15 protein-coding genes are annotated in these 19,532 nt (G+C 66.7%); 7 read left to right on the top strand and 8 right to left on the bottom strand.

Annotated elements, in window-relative coordinates; genetic code table 11:
• The first annotated feature begins 2 nt into the window (after positions 1-2).
• Genes P8T11_RS04590 through P8T11_RS04580 form a run of 3 tightly spaced genes read left to right on the top strand, consistent with a single transcriptional unit; the run spans position 3 to position 3,825 of the window.
• Positions 3-299 (top strand): XapX domain-containing protein, encoded by a 297-nt coding sequence (locus P8T11_RS04590; RefSeq protein WP_268078051.1) that lies wholly within the window; start codon positions 3-5, stop codon positions 297-299.
• The gene (locus P8T11_RS04585; protein ID WP_268078052.1) at positions 292-2,181 is read left to right on the top strand and encodes an amidohydrolase; all 1,890 of its coding nucleotides are present in this window, start codon (positions 292-294) and stop codon (positions 2,179-2,181) included. Before P8T11_RS04590 ends, P8T11_RS04585 begins: the two co-directional genes overlap by 8 nt.
• 12 nt (positions 2,182-2,193) lie before the next feature.
• Entirely contained in the window at positions 2,194-3,825 is a 1,632-nt protein-coding gene (locus P8T11_RS04580; protein ID WP_268078053.1) for an MFS transporter, read from the top strand.
• Between the two features lie 12 nt (positions 3,826-3,837).
• Here P8T11_RS04580 and P8T11_RS04575 read toward each other — a convergent pair whose 3' ends face one another.
• The 5 genes from P8T11_RS04575 to garD all read right to left on the bottom strand — a co-directional run bounded on the left by P8T11_RS04575 (position 3,838) and on the right by garD (position 10,663).
• On the bottom strand, positions 3,838-4,995 hold the full coding sequence (locus P8T11_RS04575; protein ID WP_268078054.1) for a cyclic nucleotide-binding domain-containing protein: 1,158 nt from the start codon (positions 4,993-4,995) through the stop codon (positions 3,838-3,840).
• Positions 4,996-5,176: 181 nt separating this feature from the next.
• Entirely contained in the window at positions 5,177-6,085 is a 909-nt protein-coding gene (locus P8T11_RS04570) for a helix-turn-helix transcriptional regulator (RefSeq protein ID WP_268078055.1), read from the bottom strand.
• 736 nt (positions 6,086-6,821) lie between these two features.
• Positions 6,822-7,826, bottom strand: coding sequence for a Bug family tripartite tricarboxylate transporter substrate binding protein (locus P8T11_RS04565; protein WP_268078056.1), 1,005 nt, complete (start codon positions 7,824-7,826; stop codon positions 6,822-6,824).
• Positions 7,827-7,903: 77 nt separating this feature from the next.
• Positions 7,904-8,953 carry an SMP-30/gluconolactonase/LRE family protein gene (locus tag P8T11_RS04560; RefSeq protein WP_268078057.1) on the bottom strand — a complete coding sequence of 350 codons (1,050 nt, stop codon included), beginning with the start codon at positions 8,951-8,953 and terminating at the stop codon, positions 7,904-7,906.
• 135 nt (positions 8,954-9,088) lie between these two features.
• Entirely contained in the window at positions 9,089-10,663 is a 1,575-nt protein-coding gene (gene garD, locus P8T11_RS04555) for a galactarate dehydratase (RefSeq protein WP_268078058.1), read from the bottom strand.
• Between the two features lie 258 nt (positions 10,664-10,921).
• Here garD and P8T11_RS04550 point away from each other — a divergent pair, with 258 nt between their 5' ends.
• The 4 genes from P8T11_RS04550 to P8T11_RS04535 all read left to right on the top strand — a co-directional run bounded on the left by P8T11_RS04550 (position 10,922) and on the right by P8T11_RS04535 (position 16,808).
• Complete coding sequence (locus P8T11_RS04550; protein WP_268078059.1) at positions 10,922-12,505, top strand: aldehyde dehydrogenase (NADP(+)); 1,584 nt, start codon at positions 10,922-10,924, stop codon at positions 12,503-12,505.
• 185 nt (positions 12,506-12,690) lie between these two features.
• Positions 12,691-13,281: a sigma-70 family RNA polymerase sigma factor gene (locus P8T11_RS04545; RefSeq protein ID WP_268082448.1), complete on the top strand. Its 591-nt coding sequence runs from the start codon at positions 12,691-12,693 to the stop codon at positions 13,279-13,281.
• Entirely contained in the window at positions 13,278-14,270 is a 993-nt protein-coding gene (locus P8T11_RS04540) for a FecR family protein (protein WP_268078060.1), read from the top strand. The genes P8T11_RS04545 and P8T11_RS04540 overlap by 4 nt, the downstream gene beginning before the upstream one ends.
• Positions 14,271-14,405: 135 nt before the next feature.
• A complete protein-coding gene (locus P8T11_RS04535) occupies positions 14,406-16,808 on the top strand; it encodes a TonB-dependent receptor (RefSeq protein WP_268078061.1) in 2,403 nt (800 codons plus the stop codon).
• A 78-nt stretch (positions 16,809-16,886) separates the two neighbouring features.
• Here the strand turns inward: P8T11_RS04535 and P8T11_RS04530 are convergent, their stop codons facing one another.
• From P8T11_RS04530 to P8T11_RS04520, 3 genes are read right to left on the bottom strand one after another with little or no spacing between them, the layout of a single operon-like run.
• Positions 16,887-18,014, bottom strand: coding sequence for a hybrid sensor histidine kinase/response regulator (locus P8T11_RS04530; protein WP_268078062.1), 1,128 nt, complete (start codon positions 18,012-18,014; stop codon positions 16,887-16,889).
• A 20-nt stretch (positions 18,015-18,034) separates the two neighbouring features.
• On the bottom strand, positions 18,035-18,676 hold the full coding sequence (locus P8T11_RS04525; RefSeq protein ID WP_268078063.1) for a chemotaxis protein CheB: 642 nt from the start codon (positions 18,674-18,676) through the stop codon (positions 18,035-18,037).
• Positions 18,673-19,512, bottom strand: a complete 840-nt coding sequence (locus tag P8T11_RS04520; protein WP_268078064.1) for a CheR family methyltransferase — start codon at positions 19,510-19,512, stop codon at positions 18,673-18,675. Before P8T11_RS04520 ends, P8T11_RS04525 begins: the two co-directional genes overlap by 4 nt.
• Positions 19,513-19,532 lie beyond the last annotated feature (20 nt).

The raw sequence follows: 19,532 nt of genomic DNA, 5'->3' as shown, positions 1-19,532 counted from the left end.
CCATGAAGGTCTACCTGGTATCGCTGGCGCTTGGCCTGCTGGTCGGCGTGATCTATGCGCTGTTCAATGTACGCTCGCCCGCGCCCCCGGTGATTGCCCTGGTAGGCCTGCTGGGCATCCTGGCGGGGGAACAGATTCCCCCGCTGGTCAAGCGCATGATGGCCGAACCGGCCACGCGCACATCGTGGTTGCACGAGCAGGTCAAGCCGCATATGTTCGGTGAACTGCCTAGCTGCCCCAAGACTTCCACCCCCCCTGAAACACGCGCCGAAGCCTGTGGAGACAAGCGCCATGGTTGACACCCAAGCCCCCGACCTGATCCTGCACCAAGGGCGCTTCACCACGCTGGACCCGGCCAACCCCATGGCCGACGCCGTGGCCATCCATGACGGCCGCTTCACCCGCGTGGGCGCCGCCGCCGACATCCTGCCGCTGGCCGGCCCCGCGACGAAGCTGATTGCCTTGAACGGCCGTGGCGTGCTGCCCGGCCTGATCGACAACCACCTGCACATCATCCGTGGCGGGCTGAACTACAACATGGAATTGCGCTGGGACGGCGTGCGCAGCCTGGCCGACGCCATGGCCATGCTGCGCCGCCAGGTCGCCATCACCCCCGCCCCGCAGTGGGTGCGCGTGGTGGGCGGCTTCACCGAACACCAGTTCGCCGAAAAGCGCCTGCCCACCATTGAAGAACTGAACGCGGTGGCGCCCGATACGCCCGTGTTCATCCTGCACCTGTACGACCGCGCCCTGCTCAACGCCGCCGCCTTGCGCGCCGTGGGCTACGACAAGACCACGCCCGCCCCGCCCGGCGGTGAAATCGTGCGTGACTCGGCCGGCAACCCCACGGGCCTGCTGCTGGCCAAGCCAAATGCGTCGATCCTGTACGCCACCTTGGCCAAGGGTCCCAAGCTGCCGATGGAATACCAGGTGAATTCCACGCGCCACTTCATGCGCGAACTGAACCGCCTGGGCGTCACCGGCGCCATCGACGCGGGCGGCGGTTTCCAGAACTACCCCGAGGACTATCAGGTCATCCAGCAATTGGCCGACGCCAATCAGCTGACGATTCGCCTGGCCTACAACCTGTTCACGCAAAAGCCCAAGCAGGAAAAGGAAGACTTCCTGAACTGGACGGCCACGTCGCAATACAAGCAAGGCACCGACTATTTCCGCCACAACGGCGCGGGTGAAATGCTGGTGTTCTCGGCGGCCGACTTCGAAGACTTCCGCCAGCCGCGTCCCGAGATGGGACCCGAAATGGAAGGCGAACTGGAAGAAGTGGTGCGCATCCTGGCGCAGAACCGCTGGCCGTGGCGCATGCACGCCACCTATGACGAGACCATCAGCCGCTCGCTGGACGTGTTTGAACGCGTCAACCGCGACGTGCCGCTGGCCGGCCTGAACTGGTTCTTCGACCATGCCGAAACGATTTCCGAAAAATCCATCGACCGCATCGCCGCGCTGGGCGGCGGCGTGGCCGTGCAGCACCGCATGGCGTATCAGGGCGAATACTTCGTTGAACGCTATGGCGCGGGCGCGGCCGAAGCCACCCCGCCGGTCAAGCGCATGCTGGAAAAAGGCGTCAACGTGTCGGCCGGCACCGACGCCACGCGCGTGGCGTCCTACAACCCGTGGGTGTCGCTGTCGTGGCTGATCACCGGCAAGACCGTCGGCGGCCTGCGCCTGACGCCGCAACGCAATTGCCTGGACCGCGACGCCGCCCTGCGCATGTGGACCGAGAACGTCACGTGGTTCTCGAACGAACAGGGCAAGAAAGGCCGCATCGCGGTCGGCCAACTGGCTGACCTGGTGGTGCCCGATCGCGATTTCTTTGCATGCCCGGAATCCGACATTGCCGACACCAGCAGCCTGCTGACGGTGGTGGGCGGCAAGGTGGTCTGGGGCGCGGGCGAATTCTCGGGCCACGATGAAGCCGCCCCGCCGCCCGCCATGCCGGACTGGTCACCCACGCGCTTGTTCGGCGGCTATGGCGCCTGGGGCGACAGCGAAGGCAAGCCCTTGCAGACCACGCTGCGCGAAGCGGCCGCCGCCTGCGCCTGCCTGAACGACTGCAACGTACACGGCCACCAGCACGCGGGCGCCTGGGCCAGCAAACTGCCGGTTTCCGACCTGAAGGGCTTCTGGGGCGCTCTGGGTTGCGCGTGCTGGGCGGTATGACGGAGCGACACCATGGCCGAATCTGACCGCATCACCCCGCCCGCCGCGGTGGGTGGCCTGGCGCCCTTGAAGCACACGCTGTTCGCCGTGCTGTGGGGCGCCACCATCCTGGGCAATATCGGCAGTTTCATGCGCGACGTGGCCAGCGCCTGGCTCGTGACCGACCTGTCCAGCAACCCGGCCGCCGTAGCCATGATGCAAACGGCGGCCACCTTGCCGGTATTCCTGTTGGCCATTCCGGCGGGCGTGCTGTCCGACATCCTGGACCGGCGGCGTTTCCTGATCGCCATCCAGGTGCTGCTGGGCTGCGTCAGCTTCACCTTGCTGGTCATGGCCAAGACCAACACGCTGACCGTTGAAACGCTGATCGCGCTGACCTTTCTGGGCGGCGTGGGCACGGCGCTGATGGGGCCGACCTGGCAGGCTATCGTGCCTGAACTGGTGCCCAAGGCCGAACTGAAAACCGCCGTGGGCCTGAATTCGCTGGGCGTCAACATCGCGCGCGCCTTGGGGCCGGCCGTGGGCGGGCTGCTGCTGGCTGCGTTTGGTGCTGCCGCCGCCTATGGCGCGGACGTGCTGAGCTATGTGTTCGTGATCGCGGCGCTGATCTGGTGGAAGCGGCCCAAGAAAGTGGACGATGGCTTGTCCGAGCAATTCTTCGGCGCGTTCCGTGCTGGCGTGCGCTACGCCCGCGCCAGCCGCGAGCTGCATGTGGTGCTGCTGCGCGCGGCGGTGTTCTTCATCTTCGCCAGTTCGGTCTGGGCCTTGCTGCCGCTGGTGGCGCGCCGCATGCTGGGCGGTGGCGCGGGCTTTTATGGCGTGTTGCTGGGCGCCGTGGGCGTGGGCGCGATTCTGGGGGCCGTGATGCTGCCCAAGCTACGCCAGCGTCTGAACGCCGACGGCCTGGTGCTGGCCGCCGCCGTGGCCGCTGCCGTGGTGATGGCGGCGCTGTCCTTCGCGCCGCCGCAATGGGCCGCCGTGTTGCTGTTGCTGCTCTTGGGCATGGGCTGGATTGTGGCGCTGACCACCTTCAACGGCGTGGCCCAGGCCATTCTGCCGAACTGGGTGCGGGGCCGTGGCCTGGCGATCTACCTGATGGTGTTCAACGGCGCGATGGCGGCCGGTAGCCTGGGCTGGGGCTTGTTGGCGCAGGAAATCGGCGTACCCGCCACTTTGCTGGCCGGCGCCGCTGGGTTGTTGGTGGCGGGCCTGGTCCTGCATCGCCTGCGCCTGCCGCAAGGCGAGGCGAATCTGGATCCGTCCAACCACTGGCCCGAGCCGCTGCTGGACACGCCCATTGAACATGATCGTGGCCCGGTCATGGTGCAAATCGAATACCGCATCCGCGTCCAGGACCGCCCCGCGTTCCTGCAAGCGCTCAAGGCGGTGGCCGAAGAGCGCCGGCGCGACGGGGCCTATGCCTGGGGCGTGGCCGAACACACAGGCGAGCCCGAGCGCGTGCAGGAGTGGTTTCTGGTGGAGTCCTGGGCCGAGCACTTGCGCCAGCACCAGCGCGTGTCGCACGCCGATGCCGACCTGCAAGGCGAAGCGCAGCGCTTTCATATCGGGCCGGACAAGCCCGTGGTGCATCATTTCCTGGCGCTGGATTCACGCCAGGCCAAGCGCGACAGCGGCCCGGACTAGCGAGGCAGCGGGCTAATGCGCCGAGGCGTCCAGGAAGCGGTGCACGACGCGCACCGCCGCCGCCCCCTCGGCAATGCTGGCCAGCACGTGCTTGACGGATCCCGCACGCACCGCGCCCACCGCGAACACGCCGGGCTGCGAGCTTTCATAGGCGCGCGCCTGCATGGACCCGGCTGCCGCCCGGCCCGTCAGAATGCAGCCCAGCTCATCGGTGTCCAGGCAGCCGTCCAACCAGGCGGTGTTGCCCTCGCCAGTGCCGTCTTGCACCAGCCCGGTCGCCACGATCAAGCTGCGCGCCTCGATCATCTGGCCGTCGTCGAGCCACACGCGATACGGGTAACAAGTGCTGTCGAACGCCGTGGCCAGGCGCACGGGCAACACATGCGAGCCGAAGCGGCGGCTTTGCGTTTCGGCGCGGCGCAGCAGCCCTCCGTCGCACAAGCCCGTGATGGTGCCAGGAAAGCCGGGCAAGGCCTGCCCGCCCGGCGTGTTAAAGCCCGACGTGTCGACGCCCGACGCAGCGGCGTCCGACGTGTCGGCTCCGCATAAAGAGCCGCCCACCAGCAAGGTGTGCAAGCCTTCCGACGCGGCGTACGCCGCCGCCGCCAAGCCCGCCGGCCCGCCGCCTATCACGGCCAGGTCCAACACCGGATCGGGCTGCCCCGCCGCCGCCCCCGACCGTGGGACAGCGCCGCCACGTGAAATGGCGCCGCCATAGGGCCGGCGCCGCAAATACCCGATGCGGCGCAGCATGAAGGCGCGCAGCACGATGTCCGCCAGCACCGGCTCGGCAAGCAGCAACTGAGCCAGGCCCGCGCGCGACAGGCACAGCAGGCGGCTGTCGGAATCGGCGCGTGCGCTCACCGAGTTGGGGCGGTCGGTGAACAGGTCCAGGCTGCCGGTGAATTCGCCGTCGCGATGCATCAAGAGGCTGTGCTGGCCGCCGTCGGGTTCGTCTTCCAGTACTTCGACGTACCCGTCCAGCACGATGTAGAAGGCGGCTTCCGCGCCGCCGCTTTGCAAGAGCACGGTGCCGGCCGGCGCCCGCACTTCCTCGCCGTAGGGCGCGGCCAGACGAATCTGCTCGGGGCTCAGCATGGGGAAGGCCTGCGCATGCAGGGCCGGTAACTCAGGCGGATGGCAAGCGGCGTCGACGGGCGGGCGATTCATGGGATTCACTTCCGGGGCATCCGAAGAAAGCGGCAAGGTACAGCGCTAGGCTAGCTTCGGGCTGCCGGACGGTCTTGCGTACTTGGGTGCTGCTTTGTCTGAAAGAGCAGTGATCGTACACCGAGGCCAAAACCCCGACATAAACCCCGACTTAAGCCCGGGCCTGCTCCGACTGTGCGCCTTAGGCGTTGACCTTGCGCCAGGCCCCGGGCGATACGCCCACCACGCTGGTGAACACGCGCGTCAGGTGCGCCTGGTCGGCAAAGCCGCACAACAGCGCGATGTCGGTAATCGAATGGCCCGGCATGCGCAGCAGATCCTGCGCTTTCTGCACGCGCTGCTCCAGCAGCCAACGGTGCGGCGTGGTGCCCACCGTCTGCCGGAACGCCTTGATGAAATAGCTGCGTGAGAGCTTGCAGGCCTCTGCAATGTCCGCAATGGACGTGTCGGCACGCAGGGACGACAGCAGCATGTCCTTGGCCCGGGCTTCCAGCTTGCGCGATAGCACGCGGCCCCCGCCGGATTCCGTGAAGCCGCTGGTGGCGCCCGCGCCATAGTGCGACAGCAAGTGCGCGCCAAGCGCCAGGCTCAGGTGTTCCACGAACAGGCCGCTCTGCTGCGCCGGCTGCGCCAACACGCTGGCCAGCACGTGAGACATATGCGCCAGCACGGGGTCGCCCTGGCCCGTGCGCGGCAGCAGGCTGCTGACGCGCGGGCCGCCGTTCTCGTCGTTGATGCGTTCAATGAAAGCGCGCGACAGCTCGATCAGCACAAAGTCAAAACCGCCGTGCAGATCGGCACGGTAGTCGTCGGTGAAATCGCGGATATAGACCGACCCGGTGTCGAAGTCATGGGTCGATGCGTGGTTGCCCTGCAGGATGCGGCGGCGGTGTCCGCCCTGCATCGCCACGCCCACCAGATAGCCCCGGTCGGACGCGGGCGTGGCGACGTGGCCGAAATGATTGTTGGCGGTGCTTTTGCGATAGAAGGTCAGGCCGCCGCCTTCGAAATGCTGGTTCAAGATGAGCTTGCTGGCGGCACATCCCAGCGCGTCGGTCGCGGCGGAGGGCTTGGGCGCAGGGGCAGACAAGACCGCTGTCTCGGACTCCGGGGCGGGCACTGTCGCTAGGCGTGGGCGGGCAGGCATGGTGGTGGATTCCCCAAAGTCACGATGGAAGCGGTACGGCCGCAAGATAGCAAACGATGTTGCCTTGCAACAAGCATCGTCACGGTTTTTTTCAATGCAGTGGCCTGCATTGCAACCGCGCGGCATGTCATGCACGTTTCAAAGCCAAGTTTCACTGCCGCGTTTTCCTGCCCCTATCGCGGCAACGCAGGTCCCGGCGTCAAGGGTCCCAAGGGCTGCCCACGCTGCGATGGCATCGGCGGCAGCTTCGGTTGCGCCGGGCCGCTCCACGGTGGCTGCGCGCGATCCGTATTGGTCCCCGAGGCCGGCTCCGGGTAGCGCGAGCCACCGCAGGACGTGCCCAGACAGGGCTGCCCTGTTCTGCCGGGATCCACCTTCCTGGAACATGAAGTCCCCAGGCAGGTATCCGGCAAAGTGCGCGCGGACGCGGGCGGCTGCGGCAGGCCGCCGGGTACGCCGTCCCGCGCCAGCGCGGGCCCAGCGACCAAGGCGGCGCAAACCGCCAGCACGCTGGGCGCGCAACGCCCAATGCGTACCGCCAGCCGGAAGCGGGCGAGGAAAGGGACGAAGACGGGGGCGACAAAAATCAGGGCTTTCATCGCGGCTCCAAGGCAAGACGAACCAGGCACGAGTGTGCGCCCATCGTCCATGCCTCGCAACACGCGCGCCCTGCCCCCGGTCAGTCCAGCTTGATGTTGGTGCTTTCCACCACCTTGGCCCAGCGCGCGCGTTCGCTCGCGAAGAACTGCGCCAGTTCGGCCGGGTTGCGGGTCACGATTTCGGCGCCCTGCTCGTTCAATTGCGCCGTCACGTCCGGCTGCGTGACGATCTGCGCCATCAGCATCGCCAGGCGTTCGGCCACGGGGTCGGTCATGGTCGCCGGCGCCATCACGCCCTGCCACGTGCCCGACTCAAAACCCTTCACGCCTTGTTCGGAAATGGTCGGAATGTCGGGCACCAGCTTCATGCGCTCGCCCTTCGAAATCGCCACCGCGCGCAGCTTGCCGGACTTGATGTGCGGCAAGGTCGCCAGCAGCCCGTTCATGATGATCTGGGTCTGCCCGCCGATCGTGTCCGTCACCGCTTGCGAGCCGCCCTTGTACGGCACGTATTCCCACTGCGCGCCCGTGGCCTGCTGCACCGCCACCGCCGCCAGGTGCGGCGCGCTGCCGATCGCCGTAACGGCAAAGTTCAGCCGTTCTTTTTTCGACAGCGCCACCAAGTCCTGCAAGGTCTTGGCCGGCACGTCGGGGTGCACGGCCAGCACGTGCGGCGAATAGGCCAGCATGCCGACGGCACGCAAGTCCTTGGACGGATCGAACGACAGCTTCGTGTACACCGACGGGCTGATCGCCAAGGCGCCCACGTCGCACAGCAGCACGGTATGGCCCTCTTCCGCTTGCTGCACGACCAGCCCCGCGCCCAGGTTGCCGTTGGCGCCGGGCTTGTTTTCGACCACTACAGTCTGCTTGAGCACATCGGACAGGCGCGGGGCGAGGATGCGCGCGATGATGTCCGACGAGCCCCCGGGCGGGTACGGCACGATGATGCGCACGGGCCGCGTCGGCCAATTCGCCGCGCCGCCGCTGGCGCCAGCGCCCGCTTGCTGCGCCCAGGCGGGCACCAACGGCGACAGGCATAGCGCCGCGGCGCCGCCCAGGAAATGTCTCTTGCTTACGTTCATGCTGTCTCCACACGGGTTGATGTTGTTCTGGGATAAAACCGGCGCGGCGCCCTGCAACGCCGCGCCGCTTGCTAACGTCACACAGCGCCCCGCGTTTCCACGTACAGCGCGTAGAGCGAATGGCTGCTGGCCATGAACAGGCGGTTGCGTTTGGCGCCGCCAAAGCACAGGTTGGCGCAGCGTTCGGGCAGGCGGATGTGGCCGATGGGCTTGCCCGCCGGGTTGAACACCATCACGCCGTCCAGCTCTTCGGGCTTGGCGCCAGCCGAGCCATTGCTGCCCCAGCCGCACCACAGGTTGCCGTCTTCATCGCACTTGATGCCGTCGATGGCGCCGGGGCCTTGCGCGTCGATATGCAGGCGCTTGCCCGACAACGCGCCGTCCGCGCCCACGTCATAGGCCCACACCACGCGGTTGGGCTGATGGCGCGACTCGACCACATAAAGAATCTTCTCGTCCGGCGAAAAGCACAGGCCGTTGGCCCCGGCCAAATCGCCCAGCGCCTGCGTCACGCGGCCGTCCGACGGGTCGATGCGGTAAACGCCATGCGGCAGTTCCGGCTTGGCCTTGTCGCCTTCCCAATGCCCGCCGATGCCAAACGGCGGATCGGTGAACCAGATGGCGCCGTTGCGCTGGCAGATGATGTCGTTGGGCGAATTGAAGCGCTTGCCGTCGTAGCGGTCGGCCAGCACCGTGATGGAACCGTCGTACTCGGTGCGCGTGACGCGCCGCGTCAGATGCTCGCAGGTCAGCAGCCGGCCCTGGCGGTCGCGCGCCAGGCCGTTGCTGAAGTTGGCGGGCTTGCGGAACTCGCTGATTTCGCCAGTGGTGTCGTCCCAGCGCAGGATGCGGTCGTTGGGAATGTCGGACACCAGCAGATAGCGGCCGTCGCCCACCCACACCGGCCCTTCCAGCCAACGGAAGCCCGTGGCCAGTTGCTCGACGGTGCTGCTGTAGATGCGGTATTTGGAGAACTCCGGATCCAGGATGCGCACGGATGCATCCGGGTAGCGCTGCTGCGGCGTAAAGCTGAACGACTGCGCTTGCGCAAGCGCGGCCGGTCCCAACGCCAATGCGGCGCCCAGCAGTCGGCGGCGGCCGGGTTGGGCCAAGGGGGCATGCTCCATCGGTGTCTCCTTTTGTCGGTGTAGTGCGATGGCAATGCGGGCTAGCGGATAAGCGGATAAGCGGCAGGTGGCGGGCCTGCGGCCCTAAGTGGGCGGCGAGCCCGCTGCCCGTAGCGGGCTGCGGCCCTCCGGCCCTTAAGTCACCGGCCCAGGGTTGAACAGCGCCAGGGCGTTGTGCAGCTTGAGCTTTTCCGCACAGGTCTGCTGGCGGCCGCTGGCCACGTCCAGCATCAGGCGAAACAGCTCCCAACCCACGTCTTCGATAGACGCCTGGCCGGTGGCGATGCGGCCGGCGTTCACGTCCATCAGGTCATGCCAGCGGCGCGCCAGGCTGTCGCGCGTGGCCACCTTGATGACTGGCACCTGCGCCAGGCCATAGGGGGTACCGCGCCCGGTAGTGAAGATGTGCAGGTTCATGCCGGCGGCCAGTTGCAGCGTGCCGCAGATGAAATCGCTGGCGGGCGTGGCGGCAAAGATCAAGCCCTTTTGCGTCAGGCGGTTGCCGGGCGACAGCACGCCATGAATGGGCGACGAGCCCGACTTCACGATCGACCCCATCGCCTTTTCCACGATGTTCGACAAGCCGCCCTTCTTGTTGCCCGGGCTGGTGTTGGCGCTGCGGTCGGCCATGCCGCGTTGCAGGTAATCGTCGTACCAGGCCATCTCGCGAACCAGCGCGTCGGCCACTTCGGGCGTGGCCGCGCGCGCGGTCAATTGGTCGATGCCGTCGCGCACTTCGGTGGTCTCGGAGAACATCACCGTGCCGCCCGCACGCACCAGCAGGTCGGTGGCGAAACCCACGGCGGGGTTGGCCGTCAAGCCCGAAAAGGCGTCGCTGCCGCCGCATTGCACGCCTACCGTCAGGTCCGACACCGGGCAGGTTTCGCGGCGGCGCGCGTTCAGCTTTTGCAGATGGCGTTCGGCCGTGCGCATGATCAGGTCGATCATCGACTGAAAGCCAACGTTCTCTTCGTCTTGCAGCACGATGGTGTCCACGCCTTCGCCGTCAGCGCCCATGCCCTCGCCCGCGCGGATCGGAATGGCGCCCGGCGCCAGCAGCCGTTCGGGTTGCAGCTTTTCGCAGCCCAGGCTGACCACCATGGACGTGCCGCCAAAATTCGGGTTGCGGGCAATGTTGTGCAGGGTGCGGATGGGAATCGCCGCGCCGGGGGCATCAATGGCCACGCCGCAGCCGTAGGTGTGTTCGATGCCGACCACGTCGTCCACGTTGGGATAGCGCGGCAACAGTTCCTGGCGGATGCGCGCCACGGCGTGTTCGACCACGCCCTGCACGCATTGCACCGTGGTGCTGATGGCCAGGATATTGCGTGTGCCCACGGTGCCGTCGGCGTTGCGGTAACCCTCGAACGTATAGCCTTCCAGCGGCGGCAGCGGCGCGATGCGCGTGCCCACGGGCAGGTCTTGCAAGGTGCGCGCGGTGGGCATGGTGGTGACGCGCTCGTTGATCCAGCTTCCGCGCGGCAGGTCCTTGGCGGCAAAGCCGACCACCACGTTGTAGCGCACCACGGGTTCGCCTTCGGCCAGGTCTTGCAAGGCCACCTTGTGCCCTTGCGGCACGGCATCCACCAATTGCAAGCCGTCGGGCAACACCGTGCCGGCGGGCAGCCCCCCTTCATTGGCCACGATCGCCACATTGTCTTGCGGGTGAATCTTGATAAGCACCGGTGTTTGGTCTGCCGCAACCTGCATGAAAAATCCTTTCGCCTTGGGGAGATACGCAGCGATGCACGCGAATCCGCGCATCCGATACGTTATCGTACAACCATGAGAATATCCGCGAAATAGGGGATGAATAAATTTGGGGTTTCCCCTTGTCTACAAGTACATACATAGAGCAATCATCTTGAAACTGGGGCGTTTCGTGTTGTACGATGACTTACATTCAACGCGGCATCTACCGTGCACCTATGCCCCCGACCAGGGGCTGTCTTTTTTGGAGAATTCATCATGACCCTGACCGGCCAAATGCTGATCGGCAAAAGCGCCGTCCTGGGCTCGGGCGCGGCGCAACACGCCATCAACCCCGCCACCGGCGAACGCCTGGAGCCCGCCTTCCCCGCGGGCTCGGCGGACGACGTCGCGCGCGCCGCCGAATTGGCCCGCGCCGCCTTTGACCCCTATCGCGCCGCGCCGCTGGAAACCCGCGCGCAGTTCCTGGAAAGCATCGCCGAAGGCATCCTGGCGCTGGGCGACGCGCTGATTGAACGCACGCACCTGGAAACCGGCCTGCCCGTGGCGCGCCTGCAAGGTGAGCGTGGCCGTACCGTGGGCCAGTTGCGCCTGTTCGCCCGCGTGGTGCGCGACGGCTACTTCCTGGACGCCACCATCGACCCCGCGCAACCCGAACGCCAGCCGCTGCCGCGCGCTGACCTGCGCTTGGCTAACGTGCCGCTGGGCCCCGTGGCGGTGTTCGGCGCCAGCAACTTCCCGCTGGCCTTCTCGGTGGCGGGCGGTGACACCGCATCGGCGCTGGCCGCCGGTTGCCCCGTTATCGTCAAGGCGCACAACGCGCACCCCGGCGCCTCTGAAATGGTGGGCCGGGTGATCCAGGCCGCCGTCGCCAAGCACGGCTTGCCCGAAGGCACGTTCTCGTTGCTGTTTGGCGCCGGTAGCGAAATCGGTACCGCGCTCGTCTCGCACCCGGCCATTGCCGCCGTCGGCTTCACCGGTTCGCGCCGAGGGGGCCTGGCGCTGGTTGCCGCCGCTAATGCCCGCCCGGTGCCGATTCCCGTCTACGCCGAAATGTCCAGCATCAACCCGGTGTTTCTGATGCCGGCCGCCCTGGACGCGCGCGCCGAAGCCATCGCCCGTGGGTTTGTGGATTCGCTGGCGATGGGCGTGGGCCAGTTCTGCACCAATCCCGGCCTGGTGATCGGCGTGGAAGGCCCGGCACTGGACCGCTTCCGCGCGGCCGCCGCCGAAGCCGTCAAGGCCAAGGGCGCGGCCACCATGCTTACCCCTGGCATCTTTGCCGCCTACCAGGACGGCGCCGACGCGCTGGCCAAGCACGCAAGCGTCACGACGCTGGGCCGGGGCGAAGCGTCCAAACCCGATGCCAACGCGGCCGGCGCGGTCGTGTTCGGTACGCAGGCCGACCGCTTCCTGGCGTCGCACGAACTGGAAGCCGAAGTATTCGGCCCCGCCTCGCTGGTGGTGGCCTGCCGCGACGTGGCCCAGATGACGGCCGTGGCCGAGCACCTGGAAGGCCAGTTGACGGCCACCCTGTTCGTGGACGAGGCCGACGTGGCGCAAGCCCAAGCGCTGCTGCCCGTGCTGGAACGCAAGGCCGGCCGCATCCTGGCCAATGGCTACCCGACCGGCGTGGAAGTCAGCCACGCCATGGTGCATGGCGGCCCCTTCCCGGCCACGTCGAACCCGGCGTCCACGTCGGTGGGCGCCACCGCGATCCGCCGCTTCCTGCGCCCGGTCTGCTATCAGGACCTGCCCGACGCGCTGCTGCCCGACGGCGTCAAGCGCGCCAACCCGCTGTCGCTCACGCGCATGGTCGATGGGGTGATGACACCAGCCTGACGCCGCGGCGCCACACTGGTTTTATCCCGGGTTGCCAAGGCCACGGGGGGCAAGCCATAATCTGCGCTCGTTAAATAATTGATAAGTGTTCGCATTAGCATTAATGACCGGCCCGTTCAGGCGAGCCAGTCAGTTGATGCGGACACTAATCGCGAGCGAGCGGGATCTTGAGCGCTGCCCTCCCTTTGTCCCAGGACTTTGAACACCTGTACGGCAACCATCACCATTGGTTGCTGGCCTGGGTGAATTGGCGCCTGGGCAACGCAGCCGACGCGGCGGACCTGGCGCACGACGCTTTCGTGCGCCTCTTGACCCGCCCCTGCCACTTCGACACCCCGCAGCAGGCGCGCAGCTACTTGCGCAAGATGGCCAATGGCATGTGCGTGGACCTATGGCGCCGCCGCAGCCTGGAACAGGCCTGGCTGGACACACTGGCCAAACAACCCGAACCCACCGTGTCGTCCGCCGAGGACCAGGCCATGGTGCTTGAGGCGCTGGGCGAAATCGACACCATGCTGCGCGAGCTGCCACCCAAGGTTGCGCACGCATTCGTCATGGCAGTGGCCTGCGAAATGACTGACCAGGAAGTGGCCGACACGCTCAAGGTATCCGCCCGCATGGTGCGCAAGTACGTGGCGCGCGCCATGCTGTGCTGCATGAAGCTCGAAGCCCGGCTGGCCGCCGGGCTGAGCGACGACACGACAAACGACCTAAGCCACGGCCAGGCGGACCGCGTGGCCGACGAATCAATTACCCCCTCCCCCGCCACGACATGAGCACCCTGGCCGCGTCCGAACCCGCGCACGACGTCATGGAAGAAGCCGCCGAGTGGTACGCCTTGCTGCGTACCGGCCAGGCGTCTTCGGCCGAGCGCCAGCAATGGCGCCAATGGCTGGACCGGGGCGCCGAGCAGCGGCAGGCCTGGAGCTACGTGGAACGTATCGACCGCCGCTTCACCCCCTTGCAGACCAGCCCCGACCGCGACGCCGCCGTGTCGGCGTTCCACCAGGCCATCAGCGCCGCGCCGCGCCGTCGGCGCCAGGTCTTGCTGGGCTTGGGCGCGGCCTTCGGCCTGTCGTGGTTGGGCTGGAGCGCATGGCGCCAGACGCCCTTGTCCACCTTGGCCACGCTATGGGGCACGGACTACCGGGCCGGCGTGGGCGAAACGCGGCAAGTCACCTTGGCCGACGGCACCCGCGTCTGGATCAACGCGCTCAGCGCCTTCAATGTGGCCTACAGCGGCACGCAGCGCCGGCTGCAACTGGTGGCGGGCGAAATCCTCATCGATACCGGCAAAGACCCGCTGCGCCCGTTTTTCGTGGACACGGGACAAGGCTCGCTGCAAGCCCTTGGCACGCGCTTTTCGGTCAGCGAGGCCGACGCGGACACGCTGGTTGCCGTCTATGACGGCGCGGTCCGCGTGACCGCCTTGCGCTCGGGCGCCAGCGAAGTCGTCTCGGCGGGCCGGCAGGCGCGCTTCACCCGCGACACCTTGCAACCCATGACGCCGGCCGACCCCGCGCGGGAAAGCTGGCGCCAAGGCTTGCTGTTGGCCGACGGCACTCCGCTGTCAGAGGTGGTGGCCGCCCTGCGCCGCTACCACCCCGGGCACCTGGGCCTTTCACCGCAACTGCGGGATCTGCCGGTATTCGGCAGCTATCCGCTGAACGACGTGGACCGCGCGCTGGACATGCTGGCCTCTGTGCTGCCCATCCGCCTGCAGCGCACCCTGCCCTGGTGGATCAGCCTTGAACCGCGTGCGTAGAAAAAAATATCAAAAAAATCCGCGCGGTGGTTCCGGGTTTTGAAGCCAGGTTCGATTTAGGAAAGTGAGAGCTCCTGCAACACAGGACATTGCCAACTTCCTTTCCCTTTTTCGCAAGCGCGCACAGGTTCCGTCATGTCTCATCGATTTACCCCTGCCCCCACGCTGGCGCTGGCCCTCGCCCTGTCGGCGATCTGGGCACCGGCCCTGCATGCCCAGCCCACGGCCGCGGGCGCCGGCCAGGCCAGCGAACTGCTGACCTTCGACATTCCCGCTGCCCCCGTGGGCCAAGTGCTGACCCGCCTGGCCAATGAAACCGGCATCTTGCTGGCCGCCCCGCCGCAACTGCTGGCCGGCCGCCAAAGCGGCGGCGTGCGCGGACGCTATTCGCGCGCCGACGCCTTGAGCCAGGCCCTGGCCGGCACCGGCCTGCGCGCCACGCGCGAGGCGCCCAACCAGTTCCGCCTGTCCGCCATCCCCGACGCGGGCACCGCCACGCTGGAACCCGTGACCGTGACCGGCAGCGCGCTGGGCAGCGGCCTGCCCCCCGCCTACGCGGGCGGCCAGGTGGCCACGGGCGGCCGGGTCGGGCTGCTGGGCAATATGAGCGACATGGACACGCCCTTCAGCGCCACGCAATACACCGCCAAGCTGATCGAAGACCAGCAGGCGCAGAACATCGGCGACGTGCTGGTCAACGACCCGTCTGTGCGCAACACCTATTCACGCGGCGCGGGGCGCGACGAGTTCAACATCCGCGGATTCACGCTGTTTAACTACGACGTGTCGTTCAACGGTCTGTACGGCGTATCGCCGCGCAACGCCAGCTCGCTGATCGGCGTCGAGCGCGTGGAAGTGCTGCGCGGCCCCAATGCCCTGCTCAACGGCATGGCCCCTTACGGCTCGGTGGGCGGAGCCATCAACCTGGTGCCCAAGCGCGCCGGGGTCGAACCGCTTAACCGTTACACGGTCAACTACATCGGCGACTCGCAGTTCGGCGTCCACGCCGACCTGGCGCGCCGCTATGGCGACAGCAAGGAATGGGGCGTGCGCCTGAACGTGGCCGGCAGCGATGGCGACCTGCCCCAGGACGGCTCCAAGGAAACCCTGGGCGCGGTGGCGCTGGGCCTGGACTACCAAGGCGAACGCTTCCGGGTGGATGGCGACATCAACTATCAGAACCGCAATACCGACGCGCGCAGCGGCCTGCTGTTCGCGCCGGCGCCGGGCACGGACATCGGTTCCGCGCCCGACGCGCGCCGCAATTTCTTCCCGTCGTGGACCTATTGGAAAACCAAGGAATGGTCGGGCGCGCTGCGCGCCGAATACGACCTGACGCCGGATTGGACGGTGTACGGCGCAATCGGCGCGCGCAAGCATGATTTTGAAAGCCTGCAAACCAGCTGGCTGATGCTGGACACCAACGGCGACATCGGCGCCGTGCCCGCCCGCTTGAATGAATCGTTGCTGAGCAAGACGGGCGAAGTCGGCCTGCGTGGTCGCTTCAACACCGGCCCGGTCAAGCACGAGCCCTCGATCAGTGCCAGCGCGCTGGACATCGACTATTCGTCGGCGCGCATCCGTTCGACCACCATCTTTTCAAACCTGTACGACCCGGCCGATCTGCCCAAGCCGAACATCGCGCGGCCCGGCGACCTGCCCCGCACCAGCGAGTCGCGCCTGTACAGCGTGGCGCTGGCCGACAAGCTGTCGTTTGCTGATGACCGCGTCCAGATCATCGCGGGCTTCCGGCACCAGCGCATCGAATCAACCAACTTCGATGCCGCCACGGGCCGCACCTCGTCGGAATACAAGAAGTCAGCCGTCACGCCCGCCTTTGCCTTGACGGTGCGCCCCACGCAACGCCTGTCGCTGTATGGCAACTACATCGAAGGGCTGAGCCAGGGCGCGACCGCGCCCGAAGGCGCCGTCAACGCGGGCGAAATGTTCGCCCCGGAAATGGCCAAGCAGATCGAAGTGGGCGGCAAGTACGACTTCGGCGAATTCTCCACCACGCTCAGCGCGTTCCAGATTGAAAAACCCAGCAGCTACCTGGATCCGGCCTCGCTGCGCTACGTATCCAACGGCCAGCAGCGCAACCGCGGCCTGGAATTGCTGGTGCAAGGCGACGCCGCGCCCGGCGTACGCCTGTTGGGCGGCGTGGCCTACACCGACGCGCGCCTGACGCGCACGGAAGGCGGCGTCAACGATGGCAACCACGCACCGGCCGTGCCGCGCTTTCAATTCAACGCGGCGGCGGAATGGGACACGCCCTTCCTGCAAGGCCTGACCCTGACCGCGCGCATGCTGCGCACCACCGAGCAGTACGTGGACGTGGGCAACACGCAGACGATTCCGGGGTGGACGCGCTTCGATCTAGGCGCGCGCTATGCGTTCAACGCCAACGGCACGCCGATGGTGGTGCGGGCCACGGTGGAAAACGTGTTCAACAAGAACTACTGGCAGTCCGCCGCGCGCGAAGGCCTGACCGTTGGCGCACCCCGGACGGTGCTGCTGTCGGTGTCGGCGGAGTTCTAATCGAAGACGCGGCAATCTGGCGGCCGGCGAACCGGCGGCCGCCGGTTCGCCGGCCGGCGCGCCGGTGGCCTGGCCGCGCTACGCGGCAACCCCGCGCGGCAGCTCCACGCGAAAGCGCGTGATGCCGTCGCGGGATTCCACGTTGATGCGCCCGCCGTGGCTCAGCACGATCTGCTGCGCGATGAACAGCCCCAGGCCCAGCCCGTTGTGGCTATCCGTTCGTCGCTCGCCGCTGCGAAACGGGTTGAACAGGTGCGGCAGCAAGGCCGGGGCAATCGTGCCGCCATTGCTGACGGTCACGGTCACCCGGTCCGCCGCCGCGCCATCGGCCTGCACGTGTACTGGCACATCGCGCTCACCGTGATGCAAGGCGTTGCCGATCAGGTTGGCAAACACCTGGCACAGGCGTTCGCCGTCCCACACGCCCGTCATGTCGCCCACGCAATCGCATTCGATCTGGCGATCGGGAAAGCCCGTCTGCGCTTCGTCCACCGTGCGGCGCACCAGCGTATCCAGGCGCTGCTGGGCGGATGCCAGCGTCAGGCCGCCCGTCTGGCGAATGCGCGTCACGTCCAGCAGGTCTTCGATCAGCCGCGCCATACGCTCGCTGCTTTGCAGCATGCGCTGAGCCAGGCCCGCCACGCGCGTCGGGTCGTTCTGCCGCTGCAACAGCGACGCGCCCATGACGATGGACTGCAAGGGGGTGCGCAGGTCGTGGCTTAGCACCGCCATGAACATCTCGTTGATGCGCAGGGCTTCGGTGCGTTCTTCCAACTGCTGCGCCAGCGCGCGCTTGCGCTCGTGCAATTCGAAAAACACATTGGCCTTCATGCGCAGCATGTGCGGGTCGATGGGCTTGTACAGGAAGTCCACGGCGCCGCTTTCGTAGCCACGGAATTGCCAGTTCTGCTCGCGCGAGCCTGCCGTAATGAAGATCAGCGGAATGTGGCGGGTGCGCTCGCTGCCCCGGATCAGTTCGGCCAGTTCGAAGCCGTTCATGTCGGGCATTTGTACATCCAGCAGGGCCAGGGCGACGTCGCCATGGTTCAGCAGCAGTTCAAGCGCTTCGGGGCCGGACTGCGCCTTCAGCACCTGGACCCGGCTGCTATCCAGCAGCGCTTCCAGCGCCACCAGGTTTTCGGGCACGTCGTCGACCAGCAGGCATTTGATTCGTTCTTCTTGTGGTTTGGTGGATGTCAGGAACATGATGTCAAGGCAGTGTTGGGTTACAGCACAGGCTGCGTTGGCAATTGGGACAGCATGGCGGCGATCTCATCGGGTGTCAGCGCATCGTCTACGGCAAGGCGCGCCAATGCCGCATTCGGCATGGTGGGCATGGCGGCCGATGACGGCGCCTGCACCACGGTGCGGCCCCCGGCGGCTTGAATCGCCGCGAGGCCTTGCGCGCCGTCCTCGTTCGCGCCGGATAGCAAGATGCCCATCAACCGGTTGCCATAGCAGTCGGCGGCGGATTCAAACAAGACGTCAATCGATGGCCGCGAAAAATACACGGGTGCGCCCACCGACAAGGCCAATCTCGGCCCCTGGTCCACCAGCAAGTGGTAGTCCGGCGGCGCGAAGTACAGGTGACCGGGTTGTATCCAGAGCTGATCTTCCGCCTCCAGCACGGGCAAGGCGCAGCGTTCGCGAAAAATATCCACCAGCAGGCTGCGGCGGTCGCGCGGCAGATGCAGCACCACGATCACTGCCGCGCACAGGCGCGCGGGCAAGGCCGGCACCAGCGCGTTCAGCGCGTCGATGGCGCCCGATGACCCGCCGATGACGATGGCGTCCCACGGGCCTGAAGGCGGCGGGGTGCGTGGCGGGGTGCGTGGCGTAGCGGGTGGTGTTGGGGCATTCGCGCTCATAATCCCGCCTTCTTGCGGTAAATGCGCTCTTCCAGCACGAAGTCGTCGAAGTTTTCGGCTTGCGCCGAAAACCGCAGCGACTCGCGCGAGCCCAGGCCCAGAAAGCCCCGATGCACCAGCGCGTCGTGAAACAACCCCAGCGCGCGGCTTTGCAGGTCGCGCTCGAAATAGATCAGCACGTTGCGGCACGAAATCAGGTGGACTTCGGCGAACACGCTGTCGGTGGCCAGGCTGTGGTCCGAAAACACCATGTGTTCGCGCAAGCGCTTGTCGAACACCACGCGCCCGTACCGCGCCGTGTAGTGGTCCGACAAGGACGTACGCCCCCCGGACCGCGCGTGGTTGCCGCTGAAGGCCGCCACCCGGTCCAGGTCAAATACACCCTGCTCGGCGGCGCGCAGCGCGTGCGGGTTGATGTCGGTGGCGTAGATCAGCGCGCGGTCCAGCAAGCCTTCTTCGGCCAGCAGGATGGCTAGCGAATAGACCTCTTCACCCGCGCTGCACCCCGCCACCCACACCTTGATGGACGGATAGGTACGCAAGATGGGAATGACCTCGGTGCGCAGCGCCAGGAAGTACGACGGATCGCGAAACATGTCGCTGACCTGTACGGTCAGGAATTGCAGCAGCGCGGTAAATACCGACGGCTCGTGCAGCACGCGGTCTTGCAGTTGCGACAGCGTCTTGCAGCCGAACTGCGTCAGCGCGCTTTGCAGGCGCCGCTTCAGCGAGGCCTGCGCGTATTGCCGAAAGTCGTAGTGGTAGTGGTGATAGATCGCATCAAGCAGCAGGCGCTGCTCGATATCATCAACACGGGCTTTGGCGGAGGCGGGCATGGGGGTGTTCAGCGGAAATC

The sequence above is a fragment of the Achromobacter spanius genome (assembly GCF_029637605.1).
GTDB classification, from domain to species: Bacteria; Pseudomonadota; Gammaproteobacteria; order Burkholderiales; family Burkholderiaceae_B; genus Achromobacter; species Achromobacter spanius_E.
The sequence above is the reverse complement of the archived record's forward strand: the minus strand, read 5'-3'. Positions and strand labels throughout refer to the sequence as shown.